This window comes from Winogradskyella sp. MH6 (genome assembly GCF_022810765.1).
Taxonomy (GTDB): domain Bacteria; phylum Bacteroidota; class Bacteroidia; order Flavobacteriales; family Flavobacteriaceae; genus Winogradskyella.
Map to the genome: position 1 here is coordinate 1964287 of NZ_CP094494.1, position 22184 is coordinate 1986470.

At 34.4% G+C, this 22184-nt stretch carries 23 protein-coding genes; 9 read left to right on the forward strand and 14 right to left on the reverse strand.

Going from position 1 to position 22184, the window contains the following annotated elements:
* Positions 1-8 precede the first annotated feature (8 nt).
* Positions 9-1676 (forward strand): alkaline phosphatase PafA, encoded by a 1668-nt coding sequence (gene pafA, locus MST30_RS08740; protein WP_243471034.1) that lies wholly within the window; start codon positions 9-11, stop codon positions 1674-1676.
* Between the two features lie 8 nt (positions 1677-1684).
* Positions 1685-2491: a DNA/RNA non-specific endonuclease gene (locus MST30_RS08745; protein WP_243471035.1), complete on the forward strand. Its 807-nt coding sequence runs from the start codon at positions 1685-1687 to the stop codon at positions 2489-2491.
* A gap of 33 nt (positions 2492-2524) precedes the next feature.
* Here MST30_RS08745 and MST30_RS08750 read toward each other — a convergent pair whose 3' ends face one another.
* The 4 genes from MST30_RS08750 to gcvP all read right to left on the reverse strand — a co-directional run bounded on the left by MST30_RS08750 (position 2525) and on the right by gcvP (position 8056).
* Positions 2525-3382, reverse strand: coding sequence for a glycosyltransferase family 2 protein (locus MST30_RS08750; protein ID WP_243471036.1), 858 nt, complete (start codon positions 3380-3382; stop codon positions 2525-2527).
* A gap of 33 nt (positions 3383-3415) precedes the next feature.
* Positions 3416-3943, reverse strand: coding sequence for a class I SAM-dependent methyltransferase (locus MST30_RS08755; RefSeq protein WP_243471037.1), 528 nt, complete (start codon positions 3941-3943; stop codon positions 3416-3418).
* Between the two features lie 29 nt (positions 3944-3972).
* Complete coding sequence (locus tag MST30_RS08760) at positions 3973-5031, reverse strand: 3-oxoacyl-ACP synthase III family protein (protein WP_243471038.1); 1059 nt, start codon at positions 5029-5031, stop codon at positions 3973-3975.
* Positions 5032-5206: 175 nt separating this feature from the next.
* Entirely contained in the window at positions 5207-8056 is a 2850-nt protein-coding gene (gcvP, locus tag MST30_RS08765; protein WP_243471039.1) for an aminomethyl-transferring glycine dehydrogenase, read from the reverse strand.
* Positions 8057-8178: 122 nt separating this feature from the next.
* On the opposite strand from gcvP, the gene MST30_RS08770 reads away from it, so the two are divergent.
* Positions 8179-9012, forward strand: a complete 834-nt coding sequence (locus MST30_RS08770; RefSeq protein WP_243471040.1) for a UbiA prenyltransferase family protein — start codon at positions 8179-8181, stop codon at positions 9010-9012.
* Here MST30_RS08770 and MST30_RS08775 read toward each other — a convergent pair.
* The 6 genes from MST30_RS08775 to MST30_RS08800 form a co-directional block, all read right to left on the reverse strand.
* The gene (locus MST30_RS08775; protein WP_243471041.1) at positions 8980-9252 is read right to left on the reverse strand and encodes a hypothetical protein; all 273 of its coding nucleotides are present in this window, start codon (positions 9250-9252) and stop codon (positions 8980-8982) included. The two genes, MST30_RS08770 and MST30_RS08775, sit on opposite strands and share 33 nt — an antisense overlap.
* A gap of 6 nt (positions 9253-9258) precedes the next feature.
* The gene (locus MST30_RS08780; RefSeq protein ID WP_243471042.1) at positions 9259-9813 is read right to left on the reverse strand and encodes a sigma-70 family RNA polymerase sigma factor; all 555 of its coding nucleotides are present in this window, start codon (positions 9811-9813) and stop codon (positions 9259-9261) included.
* Positions 9814-9880: 67 nt separating this feature from the next.
* Positions 9881-10759: an SAM-dependent methyltransferase gene (locus MST30_RS08785; protein ID WP_243471043.1), complete on the reverse strand. Its 879-nt coding sequence runs from the start codon at positions 10757-10759 to the stop codon at positions 9881-9883.
* 4 nt (positions 10760-10763) lie between these two features.
* On the reverse strand, positions 10764-11657 hold the full coding sequence (locus MST30_RS08790; protein ID WP_243471044.1) for a fatty acid desaturase: 894 nt from the start codon (positions 11655-11657) through the stop codon (positions 10764-10766).
* Positions 11654-11986 (reverse strand): hypothetical protein, encoded by a 333-nt coding sequence (locus MST30_RS08795; protein WP_243471045.1) that lies wholly within the window; start codon positions 11984-11986, stop codon positions 11654-11656. The genes MST30_RS08790 and MST30_RS08795 overlap by 4 nt, the downstream gene beginning before the upstream one ends.
* A gap of 59 nt (positions 11987-12045) precedes the next feature.
* The gene (locus MST30_RS08800; protein ID WP_243471046.1) at positions 12046-12549 is read right to left on the reverse strand and encodes a GbsR/MarR family transcriptional regulator; all 504 of its coding nucleotides are present in this window, start codon (positions 12547-12549) and stop codon (positions 12046-12048) included.
* 91 nt (positions 12550-12640) lie between these two features.
* Between MST30_RS08800 and MST30_RS08805 the strand changes: the two genes are divergently transcribed.
* On the forward strand, positions 12641-13339 hold the full coding sequence (locus MST30_RS08805; RefSeq protein WP_243471047.1) for a T9SS type A sorting domain-containing protein: 699 nt from the start codon (positions 12641-12643) through the stop codon (positions 13337-13339).
* Here MST30_RS08805 and MST30_RS08810 read toward each other — a convergent pair whose 3' ends face one another.
* The 3 genes from MST30_RS08810 to MST30_RS08820 form a co-directional block, all read right to left on the reverse strand.
* Positions 13340-15370 (reverse strand): M3 family metallopeptidase, encoded by a 2031-nt coding sequence (locus MST30_RS08810; protein WP_243471048.1) that lies wholly within the window; start codon positions 15368-15370, stop codon positions 13340-13342.
* Between the two features lie 185 nt (positions 15371-15555).
* The gene (purE, locus tag MST30_RS08815; protein WP_243471049.1) at positions 15556-16035 is read right to left on the reverse strand and encodes a 5-(carboxyamino)imidazole ribonucleotide mutase; all 480 of its coding nucleotides are present in this window, start codon (positions 16033-16035) and stop codon (positions 15556-15558) included.
* Between the two features lie 3 nt (positions 16036-16038).
* Entirely contained in the window at positions 16039-17193 is a 1155-nt protein-coding gene (locus tag MST30_RS08820) for a 5-(carboxyamino)imidazole ribonucleotide synthase (RefSeq protein ID WP_243471050.1), read from the reverse strand.
* Between the two features lie 152 nt (positions 17194-17345).
* On the opposite strand from MST30_RS08820, the gene MST30_RS08825 reads away from it, so the two are divergent.
* From MST30_RS08825 to MST30_RS08845, 5 genes are all read left to right on the forward strand, one after another.
* Entirely contained in the window at positions 17346-18458 is a 1113-nt protein-coding gene (locus MST30_RS08825) for an adenylate kinase (protein WP_243471051.1), read from the forward strand.
* Positions 18459-18541: 83 nt separating this feature from the next.
* Entirely contained in the window at positions 18542-19540 is a 999-nt protein-coding gene (obgE, locus tag MST30_RS08830; RefSeq protein ID WP_243471052.1) for a GTPase ObgE, read from the forward strand.
* Positions 19541-19643: 103 nt separating this feature from the next.
* Positions 19644-20357 (forward strand): ion transporter, encoded by a 714-nt coding sequence (locus MST30_RS08835; protein WP_243471053.1) that lies wholly within the window; start codon positions 19644-19646, stop codon positions 20355-20357.
* A gap of 68 nt (positions 20358-20425) precedes the next feature.
* Complete coding sequence (locus MST30_RS08840; protein WP_243471054.1) at positions 20426-20947, forward strand: DUF4136 domain-containing protein; 522 nt, start codon at positions 20426-20428, stop codon at positions 20945-20947.
* 85 nt (positions 20948-21032) lie between these two features.
* Complete coding sequence (locus tag MST30_RS08845; protein WP_243471055.1) at positions 21033-21761, forward strand: SDR family oxidoreductase; 729 nt, start codon at positions 21033-21035, stop codon at positions 21759-21761.
* A gap of 39 nt (positions 21762-21800) precedes the next feature.
* On the opposite strand, the gene MST30_RS08850 is transcribed toward MST30_RS08845, so the two are convergent.
* Positions 21801-22175: a DoxX family membrane protein gene (locus tag MST30_RS08850; RefSeq protein WP_243471056.1), complete on the reverse strand. Its 375-nt coding sequence runs from the start codon at positions 22173-22175 to the stop codon at positions 21801-21803.
* Positions 22176-22184: the final 9 nt, after the last annotated feature.

Here is a 22184-nt window from a genome sequence, read left to right on the forward strand (position 1 = left end):
ATTTAATTATGAAAAACATCTTTGTTTTAATCATCTCATTATCCTTGTTTTACTCATGTGGAGCACAGGAAAGCACAACGGAAAGAGCTGTTGTGAGTTCGCAAAATGAAACTAGTTCACGACCAAAATTAGTTGTAGGTATTGTTGTAGATCAGATGCGTTACGATTATTTAACACGTTTTGAATCTAAGTTTGGCGAAGGTGGTTTTATGAGAATGATTAATGAAGGATTTAACTGTAAAAACAATCATTTTAATTATGTGCCAACTTATACAGGGCCAGGACATACTTCGGTTTACACAGGTACAACACCTAAGTATCATGGAATTATTTCTAACAACTGGTATGATAAAGACATTAAAGAATCGGTTTATTGCGCTCAAGATGATTCTGTAGAATCTGTAGGAACTGAAAGTTCTGCTGGTAAGATGTCGCCACACAGAATGTTAACCACAAGTGTAGCAGACGAAAACAGGTTGTTTACGCAAATGCGAGGAAAAACAATAGGTATAGCCATAAAAGATAGAGGAGCTATTCTGCCAGCTGGCCATACTGCTAATGCAGCGTATTGGTTTCATGGTAAAGACGAAGGGGTTTGGATTACAAGCACATTTTATAGAAAAGATTTGCCACAATGGGTAAAAGATTTCAACGATTCAGATACAGTAGAATCGTATTTAAAAGTATGGGATACCTATCAGCCTATAGAAACCTATATTGAAAGCGGAAGTGATCTTAATGATTTTGAACGTGGTTTTAACGGAAAAGAAACAGCAACATTTCCTTATGATTTAGCAGCTTTAAAAGATGAAAATGGAGGTTTTGATGTGCTAAAAGCTACAGCTTACGGTAACAGTCTTACTGTAGATTTTGCATTGGCTGCATTAGAAGGTGAAGATTTAGGGAAAGATAATGATACAGATGTGCTTACAGTTAGTTTTTCTAGTACAGATTATGTAGGGCATAACTTTGGTGTAAACTCAAAAGAAGTAGAAGATACTTACATAAGATTAGATAAAGATTTAGAGCGATTCTTTAAGTATTTGGATGAGAATGTGGGTGAAGGAGAATACACTGTTTTTTTAACGGCAGATCATGGAGCAGTTGATGTGCCAGCATATTTACAGTCGGTTAAAATTCCTGCTGGCTATTTAGATTATAATGATAGAAAAGAACGTTTTCAAAAGTTTTTAGTTGAAAAATATGGTACAGTAGACATTGTTGAAAATGTTAGTAACAACCAATTGTTTTTTAATAAAGCGAAACTGAAAGAATTAGGATTAGATATTCATGAAGTTGAACAAGCTCTTGTAGATGAGCAAATTAGTTATCCTAATATTGCTAAGGTTTATACTGCAACAACAATGAACAGTACAGATTTTACAACAGGAATTGAAGCATTACTGCAAAACGGATTTAACCAAAAGCGATCAGGCGATGTTATTATTGTAGACGATATTGCACACATCGCCTACAGTAAAACAGGTTCTACACATGGTAGCGGACTTAATTACGATACACATGTGCCTTTACTGTTCTTCGGAAAAGGCATAAAACAGGGCCAAACTTATAACAAAACAGTAATTCCAGATATTGCACCAACAATTTCTGCACTTTTAGGTATCAGCTTTCCTAATGGAGCAACAGGTCAACCTTTAGGATTCGTTATAGACTAAGTATTATTTTGAATAAAAAGCGACTATATTCCATAATAGCTATCATAATTTTGATAGCTATTTATGTTTTTGAACATTATCTAAATTCAGAGGAAAAATCGGCTATAGTTGAAGAAGGTAAACAACCCAAAACAGAAACCAACGAATACTTCTTACCTAGTAGCACAACTGGTCAGGTGGTACATCATCAAAACTATTCATTGTCTTATAGTGAACCACACGAACAGGCAGAGTGGGTGGCTTACGAGTTGAAGTCCTCACATTTGAGTACTACGAATTTTGAAAGGCCATATTTTGAAATTGATAATGCGGTAAAAAGTGGAGCAGCACATTGGAGAAACTATAAGCAATCGGGTTACGATCGAGGGCATCTTTGTCCTGCAGGAGATCGTAGGTTTAGTAAAGCAGCACACGATGAAACCTTTTTAACCAGTAATATTAGTCCGCAAGAACATCAATTTAATTCTGGTGTATGGAATAGATTAGAACAGAAAGTAAGGTATTGGTCTAAAAAGTACGATGGTGTTTTTATTGTTACTGGAGGAATTTTAAAAGATGGCTTAAAAACTATTGGTGAAGAGCAGGTTGCTGTACCAAATCAGTTTTATAAAATTGTTTTAGATAATACCAACGGAAAGCCTAAAGTGTTGGCGTTTCTGTTGAATCATAAAGACTCAGATTTGCCATTGTATAAGTTTGTGGTATCTGTAGATGAGGTTGAAAAATTAACAGGAATAGATTTCTTCCCAGAATTAGATGATGTTATCGAAAATAAAATTGAAGCGTCGAGTAGTTACAAAGGCTGGAGTTTTTAGGACACTTTTGCTTTGTTGAACATGTTTCTGTATCTATCGACCATATTTAAACTTTGATATTATCCCTTCCCAACGCAAGTTTCTAATAAATTTACCTTCATCTTTAGAAACCAGAAATTCAGTTTTTGAAGATTTAGCTTTAAAATAGCCAGCCATGTAATCGCTAAACAACCTAAAATTGCCTTTCTTGGATGCCAATTTTATAGCAGAAATTAAAGTAATCCAAAAACCATAGCGCATTTTATACATCGCTTCGCCTTGCAGGTATTTAGAAGCCTTATTGTAAGATTGTCCTGTAGGTTTCAGGTGTTTTACATGAAGTGATTCGTCTGTTAGAATATCCCAACCATGAAATTTTGCCAATAACTCATCTACAGTGTCCCAACCCATAGAACGTTTTAGTTGCCCAATTTGATTAAAGCAGGTTTTACCATAAGCTTTTAGTGCACCTCTAATGTGATCTTTATTAGTAAGGTTTTCAAAAATCCATTGGTTGTCTTTTTCGATATAACAAAAACCAGAAGCCATACCAAGTTTAGGATTTTTATTAAAATGATTAGCCAGCGTTTCTAAATAATTATTCGGAAAAATAAGGTCGGCATCAAACTTACAAATCACATCATAGTTGTCATCTAAAGATTCAAAACCCTTGTAAAAGGCATTTATGATTTTTGAACCAGGTAAATGCTGATCTGATGATTTTGAAATCACCTGAGAAATCCAAGGATAAGTTTTTGAAAAACCATCAACAATAGCTTCTGTTTGGTCTGTAGAATTATCATTAACCACAATCAGCTTTTTAGGCAAAAGCGTTTGATTGGCTAGTGAATCTAATGTATTGCCAATAAAGGCATCCTCATTATGAGCTGGTATGACGATGTAGAAATTCAATATTTAAATTCTAAATTTCAAATCTAAAGAATTCTACTCGGAAATTCTTTCAGCGTAGATAATATAATACCGATTTGTGAAGCGTCTTAAAAGTGGTCTTATTCCAAACTTTTTTACAGGATTTGTCCATTGTTGACGATCAATAATTTTCCAACCTGTTTTTTCTAATAGCCAGTCGAGTTGCCAATCTTCAAACTCATGGTAATGTCTGTCCCATTTATCGGTTTTACTTCTGTATGCAGAGGCAAACCATAATCTCAGAGGAACACTAATAACAAGTTTTTCAGACTTAATTGATTTTAAAACCTCGTAAGGGGAGAGTAAGTGTTCAAAAATTTCAAAAGCAGTAACAACATCGGTAGAAGTATTTTCTATTGTAGAACGGTCTTCATCAAGGTCTTCGCCTTTGGTGTTTTCAACAGTATAACCTTCAGAAAGCATAATTTCCGAAAATGGATTTTTTACTCCTAAATCTAAAATGGTTTCAGAGTTTGAGACGTGTTTTTTTAAAAACAGAAGAGTGAGTTTAAATCGCTTGTTAGGATATGTTTTTTCGTACATTACATTTCCGCAACAGCGGTAATCTTTTATTAATATCTGTAAACAATAGCGTTGATATGCATACCAGCGCCAACACTTGCAAATATAATAACATCTCCCTTATTGATTTGGTGATCTTCGAGTTTATTGTTTCTTATTAAATCGAAAAGGGTAGGTACTGTTGCAACAGAACTGTTTCCAAGTTTATGAATACTCATTGGCATAATACCTTCTGGAGCCTGCGCTTTAAAAAGTCTGTAAAAACGTTTAATGATGGCTTCGTCCATTTTTTCGTTAGCCTGATGGATAAGTACTTTCTTTACTTCAGAAATGTCCACACCACTTTTTTCTAAACAATCTTTCATGGCTTGTGCTACATTAGTGAGCGCAAATTCATAGATTTTGCGTCCATGCATTTTTATGTAGCGCGTGTCAGGACATAAGTCTTTATTATTAGAGTTTCCAAAGAACAAATAATATGCTTCATCATAAGTGAATGAAGCTGACTCATGTGCTAAAATACCATCATTGTCATCTGTTGCTTCAACAATACTTGCGCCAGCACCATCAGAATATATCATAGAGTCTCTATCGTGTTTGTCTACAACACGAGATAAAGTTTCTGCACCAATCACAAGACAACGTTTTGCCATACCAGCCTTGATGTAAGCTTGAGCTTGTATAACACCTTCTACCCAGCCAGGACAACCAAAAAGAATATCATAAGCCACACATTTTGGATTTTTAATACGTAAACTGTGTTTGATACGTGAAGCTAAACATGGTAAAATATCACTTTGAATAGTATTGGCTTTTACATCACCAAAATTGTGTGCGCAAATAATATAGTCTATTGTTTCAGGATCTATATTGGCATCATCAATAGCTTTTTGTGCGGCAAGAAAACCAATGTCTGAAGCGACTAACTGATCGTCTGCATATCGACGCTCAACAATACCTGTAATGTCTTTGAATTTTTCTACGATGACTTCATTTGGATAGTCTATTGTAGAACCGTCTGCATTTAGAAATTGATGTTGGTGAAAATCTTCGTTCTTTTCTATGCTCTTTGGAATATAACTGCCAGTGCCTGTGATCTTAATTCCCATACCTCAAAAATTGCTATTAATTTACTAAACTAGTTAAACTCTAATACATAAGAATGAATTAATCTTGTAAAAGTGATATTTTTTCTGAATTCTTAATTATTCCGTTTTTTGTTACAAATACCACAAAAAAAGTGCTCATTTTGAGCACTTTTTTAATTTATGTTAATATTGAATACTAAGCTTCTATAAAATCTTCAATAGGAGCACAACTACACATTAAGTTTCTGTCTCCATAAGCATCATCAACTCGTCTAACACTTGGCCAAAACTTATTGTCTCTAATATACTCTAAAGGAAATGCTGCTGCTTCGCGACTATATGGTAATAGCCATTCGTCTGAAGTTAACATGTCTAACGTGTGAGGTGCATTTTTTAATACATTGTTAGGTTCTTCTTTAGAAGCGTTATCTATTTCTTGACGGATAGAAATCATGGCATCGCAAAAACGATCCATTTCAGCTTTGCTTTCACTTTCTGTTGGTTCTATCATCATAGTACCTGCAACAGGGAAAGATACTGTTGGAGCATGGAAACCATAATCCATTAAGCGTTTAGCAATATCTGTAACTTCTATACCATTGGCTTTAAAATCGCGACAGTCTATAATCATTTCGTGAGCGGCTCTACCATTTTCACCTGTATATAAGGTTGGATAAAAACCTTCTAAACGTTCTTTGATATAATTGGCATTAAGTATGGCTGCTTCGGTCGCTTGTTTTAATCCTTTAGCGCCTAGCATTGAGATGTAACCATAAGAAATAAGACATACTAATGCAGAACCAAAAGGAGCTGCAGAAATTGCAGAAATAGATTGATGTCCACCGGTTTTAATAATTGGGTTACCAGGTAAGAATGGTACTAGTTGTTCTGCAACACAAATAGGGCCAACACCAGGTCCACCTCCTCCGTGAGGAATAGCAAAGGTTTTGTGTAAGTTGAGGTGACAAACATCTGCACCAATATTTCCAGGATTGGTTAAACCAACTTGTGCATTCATGTTGGCACCATCCATATAAACTTGTCCGCCATTGTCGTGGATGATTTGTGTAATCTCTTTAATTGCAGATTCGTAAACACCATGAGTAGAAGGGTAGGTTACCATTAATGCAGAAAGATTATCCTTGTGTAATTCTGCTTTTTCTCTTAAATCATCAACATCGATATTTCCATCTTCAGATGCTTTTGTTACAACTACTTTCATACCTGCCATAACTGCACTTGCTGGATTTGTTCCGTGTGCAGAAGATGGAATTAAGCAAATGTTTCTATGATGATCTCCACGAGATTCGTGATAGGCTTTAATAACCATAAGACCAGCAAATTCACCTTGAGCACCAGAGTTTGGTTGTAAAGATGTTGCAGCAAAACCAGTGATTTCGGTAAGCTGGTTTTCTAATGTGTTTAGCATTAGTTGGTAACCAGCAGCTTGTTCTTTTGGAGCAAATGGGTGCATATTTCCCCAACTTGGCCAACTAAGAGGTAACATTTCTGATGCAGCATTAAGCTTCATAGTACAAGACCCTAATGAAATCATAGAGTGATTTAATGCCAAATCTTTACGCTCTAATTTTTTGATATAGCGCATTAATTCTGTTTCAGAATGGTAAGCGTTAAAAACGTCAAAAGTTAAAAATTCTGTTTGGCGTTTTAAGTGATCTGGAATTGTGTTAGCTTCAGAAATTGATGTAATCTCATCTGTAGTTGTTTCTGTTACTGCTTCAAAAATTGAAATAATTTCATTTAAGTCTGAAATTGTAGTTGTTTCATTTATAGCAATAGTAACAGTATTGTTATCTGGATAATAAAAATTAACTTCTTTCTTTTCAGCTTCGTATTTTACTTTTACAGGATCTGCCTTTATTTGAATAGTGTCAAAGTAATGTGTGTTTACCTGTTCTAAGCCTAAATTTTCTAAAGCAGAAGCTAAAGTTGCGGTAGTATTCTGAACTTTATTAGCAATAAACTCTAAACCTTTTGGTCCATGATATACTGCATACATTCCTGCCATAACAGCTAATAATACCTGAGCTGTACAAATGTTAGAGGTCGCTTTATCTCTTTTGATATGTTGCTCTCTGGTTTGCAATGCCATACGCAAAGCTCTGTTGCCGTCTGTGTCTTTTGTAACACCTATAATACGACCAGGTACGTCTCGCTTGTATGCTTCTTTTGTTGCAAAATAAGCAGCGTGTGGACCACCGTAACCCATTGGTATACCAAAACGTTGTGTAGTACCAACAACCACATCCGCACCAAATTTTCCTGGGGCTTCTAACTTAATTAAGCTTAAAATGTCTGCGGCTACAGCTACTTTGATATTTTGTGCATTAGCTTTTTCAATAAAGGATTTTATGTCTGTGATTTGTCCATTTTTACCTGGATATTGTAAAAGTGCACCAAAATATTCATCAGATAGATTATACTCAGCTTCATTACCAATTTCTAATTCTATACCAATCGGAATTGCTCTGGTTTCTAACAAGGAAATAGTTTGTGGTAAGACTAAATCTGAGACAAAGAATTTATTGACACCTGCTTTTTTCTGAGCACGATCTCTAATTGCGAACAATAAACTCATTGCTTCTGCAGCTGCAGTACTTTCATCTAAAAGGGATGCATTGGCAATTTCCATACCAGTTAAATCAATAACCATAGTTTGGAAGTTTAATAGAGCTTCTAAACGACCTTGAGCTATTTCTGCTTGGTAAGGTGTGTAAGCTGTATACCAACCTGGATTTTCTAAAATATTACGTTGTATAACTGCAGGTAAATTAGAAGGGTGGTATCCTAAACCAATGTAAGATTTATAAACTTTATTAAGTTGAGATAATTTGTTAATGTGATTAAGATATTCTTGCTCACTCATTGCTGGTTTTAAATCTAAGTCTTTTTGAAGACGTATGCCAGCTGGTATAGTTTCTGAAACTAACTGATCTATGCTAGTAGCACCAATGGTGTTTAGCATAGCTTTTTTTTCATCTTGGTTTGGGCCAATGTGTCTAAGTGCAAAAGAGGTCGTATCCATGCTTTATTCTGCTAATTTTTTTGATATGCAAAAATACGGAAAACCACTATTTTATTGACTATTGAGAATTAAAGTTTTTAACCGAAAGCAAGGGTTATTAACACAATGATTATTTTTGCTTAATGCGTGTTTTAAGGCAAATATTTAATTTTTACATCAATAGTAGTATTCATGTGGCTTTGGCTGTGGTAGCCATGACTTGGGTAACTCTAATTCAGTTTGAATTAGAGTGCGATAAAAATGTATTGGTCTTTGTTTTTTTAGCCACTATAACGGGTTACAATTTTGTAAAATATTTTGGAGTCGCGAAATTTCATCATAGAAGCTTGGCTGCATGGTTAAAAGCAATTCAGATATTTTCTTTTTTTGCGTTTTTAGGTATGGGTTATTATGCTCTAAAGTTGAATGTAAATACGCTTATATACCTTTCGATTTTTGGACTTATCACTTTTCTATATGCTGTACCTTTACTGCCAATACGATACTTTAGGGATAGTCACAAAAATTTAAGACAGGTCAGTGGGCTAAAGGTTTATGTAATTGCTTTAGTATGGGTGTTTACAACGGTTTTTTTACCATTAATTAACAAGAGTTATCATATTAATGATGATGTTGTAATTACTGGAGTTCAGCGTTTTATTTTTGTGATTGTATTAATGCTGCCTTTTGAGATAAGGGACCTTATTTATGATAGTATAAAATTAGCAACGATACCTCAGCGTATTGGTGTAAGAAATACTAAGGTTATTGGTGTTTTTTTATTGATAGTTTTTTTCTTCTTGGAATATTTTAAAGATGAAATGAGTAGTACGGCTATTATTTCGAATGGTGTAATAATGAGTATAACACTAATTTTTGTATTGTTTGCCCATAAAAAGCAGTCACAATATTATAGTGCGTTTTGGGTAGAGAGCATACCAATTTTATGGTTGATGGTTTTGCTGATGCTTAGCTAATTCTTCTTCAAATTGCTGTTTAATTTTGTTGCGTTCATCATTTTTTAAACAATCAACTTTAGCATGTTCTATAGTGTCAGTTAATTTATTGTTTTTGTTAGAATAAGCTCTTGTTACTCTACACCATGAAAGCCTTATAGTGAGTTTAATACGTTCCCAGCCAGTAGCTTCTCCATATTGTGCTTTGTCACAAATATGTTTAGCTTCTTCACAACTTATAAATAAAAAACTTTTCTTCATTATATCTTAAAACCAGTTTTCTTCCATGCAGTCAGCTAAGGCTGTTCTTGCTCTATGTATTAATACCCAAAGGTTAGACGCAGTTATATCTAATTCATTACAAATAGTTTCGGTGTCGTAACCTAAAATAGTTTTCATTTTAAAAACCTCTGCCTGTTTTTGAGGTAATTTTGACAAACAGTCATAAATGGCATTGCCCAATTCTGTATTTTCTAATTTGTCTTCGGCAGTTTTATCAAATGGATCTGCGACACGTTCCTCTATCCAATCTCCGTCAGTTTCAGAATCGTTGTTATAGGTCATTCTAACTTCAGCTTTACCTTTGTTAGAATTTATTTTACGGTAGTAATCTATGATTTTACGCTTAAGAATAGAGATTAACCATGTGCGCTCGCTGGCTTCTCCTTTAAAGTTGTTCATAGATTTTAGGCCAGCCAAAAAAGTTTCAGACACTAAATCTTGTGCCATTTCTCTATCATTAACTCTAGAAATGGTATAGTTAAAGAGGTAATCTGAATACAAATTAATCCAGTTGTTAGGATTTAATTGATGGTTAGCCATTTTTGTTCACATTGCTATGTCAAAAATAGTTAAAATATTATGACCTGTTATACATGTTCACATTTTCCTAACGTTTGGTTGCACTGATAATGTAATATCCAAAACTTTTAAGATGCAAACCAGATAATAAAGCATAGAAAGATCCTTTTAAATTATGGAGACTTTCTTTTTTAAGGTTCTTAAAACCAAAAATTTTCTTGAAAATAAAGCCTAAAATTGCAAAAGGCACATGGAGTACAGATGGAGCAACTCTCATTGATATATCTTCAACTTTTATGTTTGTAAATCCTATTTCTTCCAAACTTTCTTTAATGAATTGATGTGTCTCTAGTTTTTCTAAACTCCAATGATTACATAATTTGTTATAGGCATATTTTCCGCCTTTACAAAGTTGAGCTTTGTCCTTTTTTAAAAAAGCATCAGCCATAACAAAGCGTCCACCAGGTTTTAGTAGTCTATGCATTTCTTTAAGGGAATTAAAATTGTGACCCGAATGACAGAAGCTTTCAATCGCAACAGCAGAGTCAAATGAGTTAGATTGAAATGACGTGTTATTGTAATTTTCTTTGAGTATGATGCCGTTTTTACCTTTTAATAATTCATTTCCTTTTTTAACTTGAAAATCAGATAATGTTACTCCGTAGACTATGACGTTTTTGTGATTTTTTAATGCATACCGCATTGTGGCTCCCATACCACAACCTAAGTCTATAAGTCTGTTTTTAGTTTTATTAATGTTTAACCTTTTAGTGACTTGTTTGTTCATTTCATTCAGCATACTATCTCGCTTAAACAAGTTTGTTTTAAACGGAATAAAATACCCAAAGTGCATGTTGTAATCGTTACTCCAAAACTCATAATCTTCGGTAGCTTCGTTGTAGAAATCTACCATTTCTATTCGGTTTTGTTCTGAGTAGTTTGTGTATGGTATGGATTGTGTTTTCATGGTGTTATAATTTTGGTAATTTCCAGTTTGTAGAATTATATGCTATTGCTGTAGGTTTTAAATTCCCTTTTTGTGTTTTTACAGAGGTAATTATTCTTAATTTTTTTAATAGCCAAGCTATCATCCATCCAAAATCGATTTCGTACCACTTTGAAGAAAACTTTGCTGAGGTTGGGTAGGAATGGTGATTGTTGTGAAACCCTTCACCAAACGAAATAAGTCCCAATAGAATGTCATTGTAGCCGCTTTCATCAGCATCTTTAATTTTGTGTCTTGAGTAACCATATTTATGAGAAGCATAGCCAATGTACCAATGCCCTAAAATTATTGTAGAGGTTCGTAAACTTGTAGCAATAAGCATACTGTTAAAACCAAAAAGAAGATAAAGTGCAATCATAAAAATGATGTAGTGTAATTGCCATGTTTTGTGCAGCCATTGTATGGTAGAGTCATTTAAATCTTCTTTTGGGATTTTGTAGCGTGATAAATCTTTTGGAATAAAGGTGAGATGAAGATTCCAATAATAATCTGTTACTAATGAATGTTTATATTGAAAATATCTTGGACAATCATTTCTGTTTTGCCAATAATCTCTGAAATAGTGTTGTTTTAGCCAATTCAATGGACTTCCCAATCCTGTTAGTACAAAAAGATAAAGGCTAAAATTTCTAAAGATTGTATTTGTTTGATATGACTTGTGGATTATGCCTCTGTGTAAACCAACCGAGTGGCCTATGCCTACGGTGAAAAATAATAGCAAAATGTTTAAAGAAACATCTTGCCAATCCATTAATGAAAAATCAATAAAAAAGATTGACAAAAGCATGATGTACAACCAGATTGTTTTCTTCCATGAAAAAATGATCACTCCGTAAGGTGTTTTTAGTTGACTATTCATGATTGTTGAATTTTGTAGGTGATGTATAAATGAAACAACGCCAAAAGCATTGTTGCAACTGTAAACAATAGAAAAAAGCTAAAATCACTTTTGTCAATCGTCAATTTAATTACATAAATAGAAATTGCAGATATTGCCAATATTAAATATGTTATAAATAATTTCTTTAGTGATATTGATAGTTTAGAGTAATTAAATAATATTAAAATACTCATTGTTATTTGAGCTATACCAAGTACAATTTGTGCCATAAAGCCAAAATAAAATGTTAAATAGAGTAGAAGCGTAATTATGATTAGCCATTTGTTAATATTGTATAATCTTTTCATAATTCTATTGTTTTAAAACTTTCAAAAAATATTGAAAGTTAATTTCAAAAAAATATTTATCATTTCATTAGCTTTAAAACAGACTTGGTTAACCAGTTTTGCTTTTGGTTTACTAGCTTGTTCATTAAAGTATCTAAATCGTCCGTTAGTTCTTTTAAGGCTTTGGTTTGTTTTATTAATTCTTTGGTTTTTTCTGTCCCATCATCCTCAATTGAAGAAACGTCTTCTAAAACTTTTATAACAGGTTTAATTTCTCTGCGACTACGCTCTTTTGCTATGGTGCGCGCTAGTTCTTGTACATCCTTTTCAGTGGTGAAAAACTCCTTACGTTCTCCCGACACTAACACTTTGGTTACAATTCCCCAATCTATGAGTTGTCGTAAATTCATACTGGTGTTACCGCGAGAAATTTTAAGATCCTCCATAATATCTTCCATAGATAGCGGTTTTGTGGAGATAAAAAGCAAAGCTTGTATTTGGGCCATAGCTTTATTGATGCCCCAAAGTGTACCTAAACTTCCCCAGGTACTGATAAACTTTTCTTTTGCTTCTTGATATTCCATATAACAAATATACAATAAATTTTAAACTTTCAGTAATTATTGAAAGTTTGTTTATTGAAATTTACTATCTTAGATTAAAATAGCCTTAAATATGAGAATAAAACTACTATGTCTAGCACTACTTATGTTCGGGATAAGCCAAGCCCAAATAGAGCTTGTTCCAGATCCATGCGATATAAATTCTGGCACTCTAACTTTTAAATATGGTGAGTTGGGAGACTATTCTGTTTTCGATCCTTTAAGTGATCCTAATTTGTATTTATATACTGGCTTGCAAACCGATGCTGATCCACTAACTTGGGATTATCATGATGATTTTACAAATGTTTCCACATTAATCCCTTTAACCTATGATTCTAGTTTGGGTTATTATGTAGCAACGTTTAATCCTGCAACGAGAAATTACATAGAAGAGCCTATGCTAAACACTACAACAATTCCTTCAAGCACTGAAGTATTTGACTGGTACTTCTTAATTACCAACTCAGATCAGTCACGTCAATCTGCAGATTTAAAGGGTAGCGATTATGGTTTTGGTTCAGCTGTTTTGTCAGTTGAGGCTTTTGATATAACTAATGGTATTAGTATTGGTAATGGCACACTAACATTTAATAATGCGGCACAATATGATATTGCGGTATATGATGTACTTGGTAAAAAAGTTGTTACCAAAACACTAAATATTACCTCGAAAACCACTCACGATCTCCAGTTAAGAAATACAGGAGTATATCTTGTAAAAATTAATTCTAGCAGTTACAGCAGAACGGTTAAGATGTTAAAATATTAGCTATTTTATCAAACCGGCACGTCTTAGTAAAGCTTCAGGTTTTGGCTCATGTCCTCTAAATTTCTTGTATAAAGTCATAGGATCTTCTGTGCCACCTTGCGATAAAACATGAGTTTTAAACTTATCAGCAACTGTTTTATTAAAAATACCTTCTTCTTTAAAGTATTCAAAAGCATCTGCATCTAACACTTCTGCCCATTTATAACTGTAGTAACCAGAAGAATAACCGCCTTGGAAAATATGTGCAAAAGCCGTACTCATACAGTTTTCTTCAACATCAGGATATAGTTGAGTTTCACCAAAAGCTTCAACTTCATGTACTTTTACGTCCGTAATTTTTGTTGGGTCTACACCATGCCAACTCATGTCTAACATACCAAAACTTAACTGACGTAGTGTTTGCATACCTTCGTGAAAAGTGGCTGAAGCTTTTATTTTTTCAATAAGATCCATTGGGATAACTTCTCCCGTCTCATAATGCGTAGCAAATAATTTTAGAGTTTCCTCTTCGTAACACCAGTTTTCTAAAACCTGACTTGGTAATTCTACAAAATCCCAATACACGCTAGTGCCAGAAAGGCTAGGGTAGGTCGTATTTGCTAGCATACCATGCAATGCATGACCAAACTCATGAAACAATGTTGTAACCTCATTAAAGGTTAATAATGAAGGTTTGCTTTTAGTGGGTTTGGTGAAATTGCAAACTATAGATACGTGTGGTCGCTCGTTTTTACCATTTTTAATCATTTGAGGCTTGTACGAAGTCATCCATGCACCATTTCGTTTTCCAGCTCTTGGGAAGAAGTCGGCATAAAAGATAGACACCAGATTGTCTTCTGCATCAACAACCTTATAAGTTAAAACATCGTCATGGTATTTGTCTATGGTATCGATTTCTTCAAATTTTAAACCGAAGAGTTTTTTGGCAACTTTAAATGCACCATTGATAACATTTTCTAGTTTAAAATAAGGCTTTAATTGCTCGTCATCTAAGCTAAATAATTTTTGTTTTAATTTTTCAGAATAGTAAGCCGAATCCCATTTTTGTAACTCATCTAGGTTGTCTAGTTCTTTGGCAAAAGTTTCAAGTTTTTCGAACTCTTTTTTGGCTGCTGGTCTGGCCTTTTCTAAAAGTTCGTTTAAAAATTCATTAACCTTTTCTGGTGTTTTTGCCATGCGCTCTTCAAGTACAAAATGTGCATGTGTTTTATAACCTAAAAGATGAGCACGCTCAAACCTAAGATTTGCAATTTTTAAAACAATATCCTGATTGTCTAAGGCATCATTTTTAAATCCTTTGCTTCCAAATGCTTTAGATAATTTTTCACGTAATGTTCTATTATCAGCATAAGTCATAAATGGAATATAACTTGGGTAGTCTAAAGTGATTAACCAACCATCTTTACCTTTGCTTTCGGCTAATTGTTTAGCAGCTTCTTTAGCTCCTTCTGGTAATCCAGAAACATCAGATTCATCTGTAAGAAGCATTTCAAATTTGTTGGTTTCGGCCAAAATGTGCTCACCAAATTTTAATTTGAGCTGGCTTAATTCTTTATCAATAGCACGTAATTTTTGCTTTTTGTCTTCAGGAAGATTAGCTCCGTTTCTTGAAAAACTTTTATACTTTTTATCTAATAATGTAGCTTGTTCTGTAGTTAACTCTAACTCAGCTTTAGAATCATAAACTGCTTTTACACGTTTAAATAAATTTTCGTTAAGTGTAATGTCATTACTGAATTCAGATAAAAGAGGAGATACTTCTTGAGCTATTTTTTGAATCTCATCATTAGTTTCAGCAGAATTTAAATTGAAAAAAATACTCGAAATTCTGTCTAATTCTTCTCCTGAATAATCCAGAGCTTCAATAGTGTTTTCAAATGATGCTGATTCTGTGTTGTTTACAATGGCATCAATTTCGTTTTTAGCTTTTTCGATAGCTATTTTAAAAGCAGGAAGAAAATCTTCATTTTTTATTTTTGAGAAAGGAGCTGTATTGTATTGAGTATCAAAAGTTTTGTTTAGAGTAGTCATTTTAATATCGTGTAATTTTTCTTACGTATGTTATTGATAATGTGAATTTTAACGCTATTTTAAGACGTCGGTGTTTACTAGTTAAATAAGTTTGATTACATTTGCGCCATCTTTGACGAACAAGAACTTTTGTTCTTAAGGATTGGTTAATAGCGAAAAAAGCCTTGACGAAAGTTGAGGCTTTTTTATAGGTCTTTTGCAGACTCCATAACCTTAGCTTTTAAGCCTTCTTTGTAAACGATTACTTTGTCTAAAATACACTGATCAGCACTGCCTAAAATTTGAGCAGCTAGAATACCAGCATTTTTCGCTCCATTGAGAGCAACGGTAGCCACGGGAACTCCGCCTGGCATCTGCAAAATAGATAAAACCGAATCCCAGCCATCTATAGAATTACTGCTTTTTACAGGAACTCCTATAACAGGCAAAGGTGATAAAGAAGCTACCATGCCTGGTAAATGCGCTGCACCACCAGCACCAGCAATAATTACTTTGATACCTCTTGTATGCGCATTTTTACCATAATCGAACAACTTTTCAGGTGTACGATGTGCGGAAACGATATCAACTTCAACCTCAATGTCAAAACCTTTTAATATTTCTATTGCGTCTTGCATTACTGGCAAATCGCTTTTGCTTCCCATTATAACTCCTACTTTGCTCATGTTTTATTCACTTATTACTTCAATAGTTTTTTTTACGTTTTCGGCAATTTCTCTTGCTTTGTTAATGTCTTTATTTACAATGGTAACGTGACCCATTTTACGGAACGGACGTGTTTGTTTTTTTCCATAGATATGAGGTGTAACACCATCCATGGCCAAAATTTCTTCAATGTTTTTATAAAGCACATTACCAGTGTGGTCTTCAGCACCAACCAAATTCACCATAACACCCGCCACTTTACTTTCGGTATTGCCGAGTGGTAATCCTAAAATACATCTTAAGTGCTGCTCAAACTGATCAGTATAACTGGCTTCTATACTGTAATGACCAGAGTTATGAGGTCTTGGTGCCACTTCGTTTACAATAATGTCATCGTTTTCAGTTTGAAACATTTCTACTGCCAAAAGTCCAACGTGTTCAAAAGCGGCTGCAGTTTTTAAGGCTACGAGTTCGGCCTTTTTTGCAATGTTATCCGGAATTCTAGCCGGACAAATTACATATTCAACTTGATTGGCCTCAGGATGAAATTCCATTTCAACAACTGGGTACGTTTTTAAATGACCTTTACTGTTTCTTGCAACAATTACAGCTAATTCATTTTTAAATGGAATTAAATCTTCTGCGATACACTCTACATTTGGTAAATCTACCAAATCCGTGTAGCGTCTAACGACTTTTACTCCTTGTCCATCGTAACCAAATCGTGCACTTTTCCATACAAATGGGTAGCTTAAACCACCATTGTCTAAAGCATCTTCAATTTCAGAGGTATATGCAAAGCGTGAAAAATCAGCGGTTGGGATGTCATGGTCGCGATAAAACAATTTTTGAGTTGCCTTATTTTGAATAGTTCGTAAGGTCTTTGCATAAGGGTAAACTTTAATGCCTTTCTTTTCAAGCGTTTCTAGCGCTTCAACGTTTACATTTTCAATTTCAATGGTGAGAACATCAACCTTTTTTCCGAAGTTAACAACCGTTTCATAATCTAATAAATCGCCAACAAAAAATTCGTCGCAAGCCAATCTTGCAGGCGCATCTTTGCTTGGATCTAAAACGCAAGTATAGATATCATATTTGCGTGTGTGATACAGCATCATTTTTCCTAACTGACCACCACCAAGAATTCCGAGTTTAAAATTTGAAGAAAAGTAGTTCATGTTTACTTCCCAAGTAAAAGGGAAATTTTTTAAGATTCAACATTAATTCAATGCAAAAATAAGCTAATTATAGCAGATACTCTTAAATTCGTAATTCAAAAAATCGGCAATCCTCAATCAATTCATTATCTTTGCGTTTCTAAAATAATACCATGGTTGTTAAGCTTCACGATTTATACTTCAAACCTTTTGTTAATGCAGATGAAATTGATGTTATCGTTCAACGTATGGTGAACGAAATTGCTGCAGATATAGGAGATGAAATCCCTGTGTTTGTTGGGATAATGAATGGGTCGTTTATGTTTGTGAGCGACTTCGTGAAAAAATATCCAAATCCTTGTGAAGTCACGTTTATAAAATTAGCGTCTTATGAAGGTGTTAAATCAACTGAAGATATTCAGAGACTTATTGGTTTAACACAGGATTTAACAGGTAGAACGGTTGTTATTTTAGAAGATATAATAGACTCAGGTAATACGCTTGAAGAAGTGCATCGCATCTTTAAAAATGAAAACGTTAAACAATTAATTATTGCTACGTTGTTCTATAAACCTGAGGCTTACGATAAAGACTTTAAACTTCATTATGTAGGTAAAGAAATTCCGAATAAATTCATTGTTGGCTACGGCTTAGACTATGATGGTTTGGGAAGAGATTTACCAAATGTATACCAATTAAAAACAACACAACACATGACAAACATCGTGCTATTTGGCCCTCCAGGTGCGGGTAAAGGAACACAAGCTAACTTCTTAAAAGAAAAATACGATTTAGTACATATCTCTACTGGAGATGTCTTTAGATACAACATTAAAAACGAAACAGCTCTGGGTATGTTAGCCAAGTCTTATATGGACAAAGGTGAGTTGGTGCCAGATCAGGTGACGATTGATATGTTGAACAAAGAGGTAGAAAAAAATGCCGATGCTAACGGATTTATTTTCGATGGTTTTCCAAGAACGAACGCACAGGCTAAAGCATTAGATGAATTGATGGATAGCAAAGATTCTCAAATTAATGCTATGGTAGCCTTAGAAGTAGATGATGAGGTGTTAGTAGAACGTTTATTAAAGCGTGGTGAAACTAGTGGTAGAGCCGACGATGCAGACGAAAGTATCATAAGAAACCGTATTAAAGAATACTACGATAAAACAGCAATATTAAAGGATTACTATTCTGCACAAGACAAATATTATGGTGTTGATGGTGTAGGTAGCATTGAAGATATCACAGAGCGTTTGAGTGCCGTGATTGATAAATTGTAATTGTCATTCCTGCGAAGGCAGGAATCTTATAATTATAAGTTCTATTTTAATTAAAAAGATTCCCACTTTCGTGGGAAGTAAGTATGACTGAAGGAAATTTTGTAGACTATGTAAAAATGCACGTAGCTTCTGGAAACGGAGGTAAAGGCTCTGCACATTTACATCGTGAAAAATATATAGCTAAGGGTGGACCTGATGGAGGCGATGGTGGTCGTGGAGGCCATGTTATCATAAGAGGAAACGAAAATTTATGGACATTACTTCATTTAAAGTTTAAGCGACACATTAGAGCTGGGCATGGTGAGCATGGTAGTTCTGGTAGAAGTACTGGAGCTGATGGTGAAGATGCTATTATCGAAGTGCCTCTTGGAACTGTAATCAGAGATACAGAAACCAATAGTATCCTTTTTGAAATAACTGAAGCCGGCGAAGAAAAAATCGTAGCTGAAGGTGGTAAAGGTGGTCGTGGTAACTGGCATTTTAAGAGTTCTACAAATCAGACTCCGCGCTATGCACAACCAGGTATTCCTCTCGAAGAAAGAGATATTACTTTAGAATTAAAAGTATTAGCAGATGTTGGTTTGGTCGGTTTTCCAAATGCTGGGAAATCAACTTTACTGTCTGTGTTAACGTCTGCAAAACCAAAAATTGCAGATTACGAGTTTACAACGCTTAAGCCTAATTTAGGCATTGTAAAATATCGAGATTTTCAGTCGTTTGTAATGGCTGATATTCCTGGAATTATTGAGGGAGCGGCCGAAGGAAAAGGACTCGGTTATTACTTTTTAAGACATATAGAGCGTAATTCAATCTTACTGTTTTTAATTCCTGCTGACGCAAAAGATATTGTTGAGCAGTACGAAATTTTAGTAGATGAATTGAGACGCTACAATCCTGAAATGTTAGATAAGGAGCGTTTTGTATGTGTCTCTAAATCTGACATGTTGGATGACGAATTAAAGTCTGAAATGTCTACCATTTTAGACAAGAATTTAGAGTGTGACTATATGTTTATTTCATCTGTAGCACAACAAGGGCTTACGGAACTAAAGGACAAACTTTGGAAAATGCTGAACAATTAATGTTTCTAAAATCTATCTTTTGTCATTCTGAACTTGTTTCAGAATCTTCACATTTTTAGCCTAAATAATACTATTTTTATCTAAATTATTTAGTTACGAGAAGATGAAGGATACCATTAAAAACATTGTAGAATATAACGACAATAAACTCAGTAAGAGTTTTGCGTTTTTTATTCAGTTGTTAATTGTGTTGTCTGTCATTACTTTTTCGGTAGAAACACTTCCAAATTTAAAACCACAAACCAAAGAAATCCTTAATTCTATTGAAGTATTTTGTGTAGTAATTTTTACATTAGAGTATTTAGCTAGAATCTATGTCGCAGACAACAAACCAAAATTCATTTTTAGCTTTTTTGGACTTATAGATTTATTTGCCATTCTGCCTTTTTATTTGTCTTTTGGTTTAGATCTTCGCTCTCTCAGAGTACTGAGAATGTTTAGACTGTTTAGGCTATTTAAGTTGGTAAGATACAATAAAGCCATGCGGCATTTTGCAAAGGCAATGCTATTGGCAAAAGAACAAATTGTTCTATTCATGGGAGTTACTTTGGTGCTTATTTATTTTGCGGCTATAGGCATTTACTATTTTGAAAACGAAGCCCAACCAGAGCATTTTTCTTCAATTTTTGATAGCCTTTGGTGGTCTATCGTCACCTTAACAACAGTAGGTTATGGAGATGTGTATCCTATTACGGTTGGTGGCAGAATTTTTACTTTTTTTATACTCTTAATTGGTTTAGGTATTGTGGCCATACCAACCGGAATTATTTCCTCTTCGCTTACAAAAGTTGTTGAGCCAGATTCTGAGGAAGAATAGTTAAAATTTTCCTTCTGTTTTTCCGTTATCGATACAGCATCTATTTTTTAAGTATCTTTAAAATAAAAATGAAAGCTCTAAAATATCTATTCTTATTTCTTTTGGTGTCATCTTGTGGCACTGTGGTGAATTACGATTACGAGACATCTACAGACTTTACAAAGTATAAAACCTACGACTATTTCAGTGATATGCAAACAGGTCTTAGTCAGTTAGACACCAAACGTATCATGCGTGCAATCGATGCAAAATTGGCAACAATGGGTATGTCGCGCTCAGAAAATCCAGATTTTTATATTGATATACAAAGTGAAGATGTAATTAATAGAAATAACTCTACCGTTGGCGTTGGTGCAGGTGGTGGAGGCGGAGGAGGTTTTGGTGGTGTCTCTGTAGGAATCCCTATTGGTGGCAACCAAAATACACGACAAATCACGATTGATTTTGTAGATAAAAACCAAAACGAACGCTTATTCTGGCAAGCTGTTAGTGAAAGCAGTTACAGAGAAAATGCTTCACCAGAAAAACGTCAAGCCTATTTTGATGCTTTGGTTGAAAAGATTTTCAGTAAGTATCCACCTAAGAACTAAACTTTATCATTTTCCTAACAATTAAAACTTCATCATGGTTATTCGGTTTTGTAATTTTGATTGAATTCAAAAAACTAACAAAACGATGAACATATTAGAAGGTAAAGTAGCTCTGATAACTGGCGGAACTAAAGGTATTGGTTACGGTATTGCAGAAGCATTACTCAATCAAGGTTTTAAAGTTGCTATTACAGGAAGAGATCGAGAATCTACAGAAGCAGTAGCGAAAGAATTAGCATCTAAAACCAATTCAGAAAACGCAGTAATTGGACTAGAAGCAGATGTTAGACAATTAGAGAGTCAAGAGAAAGCGGTAAAAGCAACACTTGATACTTTTGGTCAGTTAGATCTTGTTGTTGCAAATGCAGGATTGGGACACTTCGGAAGTATTGAGGAATTAACAGTAGAGCAATGGAACGCAGTTATTGACACCAACTTAACAGGTGTGTTTAACTCAATAAAAGCAAGTGTTGATGCCTTAAAGGAATCTAAAGGCTATTACATCACAATTTCTAGTTTAGCAGGAACCAATTTCTTCGCAGGAGGTTCTGCATATAACGCTAGTAAGTTTGGTGTTACAGGGTTTACACAAGCTGTAATGTTAGACTTACGCAAATACGGTATCAAAGTCAGTACGATAATGCCAGGTTCGGTGTCTACACATTTTAATGGTAACGAACCAAGTGAAGCTGGAGCGTGGAAAATTCAAATTGAAGATATTGGTGAACTGGTTGTAGATTTATTAAAAATGAATCCTAGAACCTTACCGAGTAAAATTGAAGTAAGACCAACGACTCCGCCGAGTAGTAAATAAATAAAACAAAAAGGCTTCCAATTTGGAAGCCTTTTTGTTTTATTTCAACATAGGTTTATACTGTTCCTTGTAGCCTACTAGCATTACAATATTTAGTACTAATAGAACAATTGCTCCTGCAATATCTGCCGGTCCTAAAAACGCGTGGAATAAAACAGCATTTACAGATACGCTCATCAAAATAATAGCCAGTAAACCTCCGAATTTGTTAAATACAAAAGCGAGACCAGCAACCACTTCGACAATACCAACGAGTTCAAGGGTTTTTGTTGATGTTAGAGCCACCATGTAATTCATTACAGGCTCTGGAATTTCTTCAGGTGCAGACATAAAATTCAAAAATTTGTTTGCACCAAACACTACCAATAAGACTCCGAAAATGATTCGGATGACTTTAAAAACAGTTGCATTCATATTGATAAA

Coding starts and splice junctions, on each gene's coding strand:
- MST30_RS08810 (WP_243471048.1), bottom strand. CDS start 15,370: ATGACTACTCTAAACAAAACTTTTGATACTCAATACAATACAGCTCCT.
- MST30_RS08775 (WP_243471041.1), bottom strand. CDS start 9,252: ATGAAGAAAAGTTTTTTATTTATAAGTTGTGAAGAAGCTAAACATATT.
- MST30_RS08835 (WP_243471053.1), top strand. CDS start 19,644: ATGAAGGATACCATTAAAAACATTGTAGAATATAACGACAATAAACTC.
- MST30_RS08795 (WP_243471045.1), bottom strand. CDS start 11,986: ATGAAAAGATTATACAATATTAACAAATGGCTAATCATAATTACGCTT.
- MST30_RS08805 (WP_243471047.1), top strand. CDS start 12,641: ATGAGAATAAAACTACTATGTCTAGCACTACTTATGTTCGGGATAAGC.
- MST30_RS08770 (WP_243471040.1), top strand. CDS start 8,179: ATGCGTGTTTTAAGGCAAATATTTAATTTTTACATCAATAGTAGTATT.
- MST30_RS08800 (WP_243471046.1), bottom strand. CDS start 12,549: ATGGAATATCAAGAAGCAAAAGAAAAGTTTATCAGTACCTGGGGAAGT.
- obgE (WP_243471052.1), top strand. CDS start 18,542: ATGACTGAAGGAAATTTTGTAGACTATGTAAAAATGCACGTAGCTTCT.
- MST30_RS08755 (WP_243471037.1), bottom strand. CDS start 3,943: ATGTACGAAAAAACATATCCTAACAAGCGATTTAAACTCACTCTTCTG.
- MST30_RS08840 (WP_243471054.1), top strand. CDS start 20,426: ATGAAAGCTCTAAAATATCTATTCTTATTTCTTTTGGTGTCATCTTGT.
- MST30_RS08825 (WP_243471051.1), top strand. CDS start 17,346: ATGGTTGTTAAGCTTCACGATTTATACTTCAAACCTTTTGTTAATGCA.
- purE (WP_243471049.1), bottom strand. CDS start 16,035: ATGAGCAAAGTAGGAGTTATAATGGGAAGCAAAAGCGATTTGCCAGTA.
- MST30_RS08850 (WP_243471056.1), bottom strand. CDS start 22,175: ATGAATGCAACTGTTTTTAAAGTCATCCGAATCATTTTCGGAGTCTTA.
- gcvP (WP_243471039.1), bottom strand. CDS start 8,056: ATGGATACGACCTCTTTTGCACTTAGACACATTGGCCCAAACCAAGAT.
- pafA (WP_243471034.1), top strand. CDS start 9: ATGAAAAACATCTTTGTTTTAATCATCTCATTATCCTTGTTTTACTCA.
- MST30_RS08760 (WP_243471038.1), bottom strand. CDS start 5,031: ATGGGAATTAAGATCACAGGCACTGGCAGTTATATTCCAAAGAGCATA.
- MST30_RS08845 (WP_243471055.1), top strand. CDS start 21,033: ATGAACATATTAGAAGGTAAAGTAGCTCTGATAACTGGCGGAACTAAA.
- MST30_RS08790 (WP_243471044.1), bottom strand. CDS start 11,657: ATGAATAGTCAACTAAAAACACCTTACGGAGTGATCATTTTTTCATGG.
- MST30_RS08785 (WP_243471043.1), bottom strand. CDS start 10,759: ATGAAAACACAATCCATACCATACACAAACTACTCAGAACAAAACCGA.
- MST30_RS08820 (WP_243471050.1), bottom strand. CDS start 17,193: ATGAACTACTTTTCTTCAAATTTTAAACTCGGAATTCTTGGTGGTGGT.
- MST30_RS08780 (WP_243471042.1), bottom strand. CDS start 9,813: ATGGCTAACCATCAATTAAATCCTAACAACTGGATTAATTTGTATTCA.